Source organism: Gracilimonas sp. (assembly GCF_031581265.1).
In the GTDB taxonomy this organism is placed as follows: Bacteria; Bacteroidota; Rhodothermia; order Balneolales; family Balneolaceae; genus Gracilimonas.
Genome location: NZ_JAVLBQ010000064.1, coordinates 1 through 747, shown reverse-complemented (window position 1 = coordinate 747; position 747 = coordinate 1). Strand labels below are relative to the sequence as shown.

The window sequence follows — 747 nt, the reverse complement described above, 5'->3', positions numbered from 1 at the left end:
AGGGTCTTATGAAGCAAACGAGTCAAAGCGGATCGTCTCTGAGTCGTTTAAGCAATATGTGATATAAGTTATGATTGCGATGATTAAATCTAAATTCAGTTTCTTTCAAATACAGTATAAATTTCTTTTTAGAGATTCCATTGAACTGTGCAAGGCGTCGCTTGGCATAGCTCCAAAAAGACTCAATGCCATTAATGTGTCGAGTTCCATTAGCGAACTCATCGTTGCCATGATGCACCCGGTAATGTTTGTCATATCCAACATCTACCAATCCATCATAGCCTCGCCAGCCATCAGAATGAATAATACTTTTAGGACTAACTTTGCCTCTTATAATACGCTGAAGCGTCTTTTTACGAGCATCAGGGACAATTTCGGTATATACTTTTCCTTGCCGTTTGAATACGCCAAAGACAATGGTTTTGCCAGAAGCTCCGCGTCCTCTTTTACCTGGGATCCGTCGCGCCCCAAAATAGGACTCATCGACTTCAACGGTTCCAGAAAAGGGAGTTTCCTCTTGGCACCACAAAGTAATTTTAACCCTCAGTTTATCAAAGATCACTGTAATCGATCGCAGAGAAATCGAACTCAACTCGGCGGTTTCTGTCGCGGTTAAATCCAACGCAAAGCACTTAATAAGATGCCTAAATTTGGACTCAGAAATTTTCGAACGTTTATAATACTTGTTAACCATTGTATAGCAATATGTTACAAACAATCATAACATGCTATACTTCATAAGACCCT

The 747-nt window shown here is 40.0% G+C and carries 1 protein-coding gene; it reads right to left on the bottom strand.

What is annotated here, in order from left to right:
* Positions 1–22: 22 nt before the first annotated feature.
* Positions 23–694: an IS1595 family transposase gene (locus RI561_RS13750; protein WP_395080819.1), complete on the bottom strand. Its 672-nt coding sequence runs from the start codon at positions 692–694 to the stop codon at positions 23–25.
* Positions 695–747 lie beyond the last annotated feature (53 nt).

What these genes read in the sequence shown, in the direction of transcription:
- RI561_RS13750 (WP_395080819.1), bottom strand. Translation starts at nt 694, where the DNA reads ATGGTTAACAAGTATTATAAACGTTCGAAAATTTCTGAGTCCAAATTT.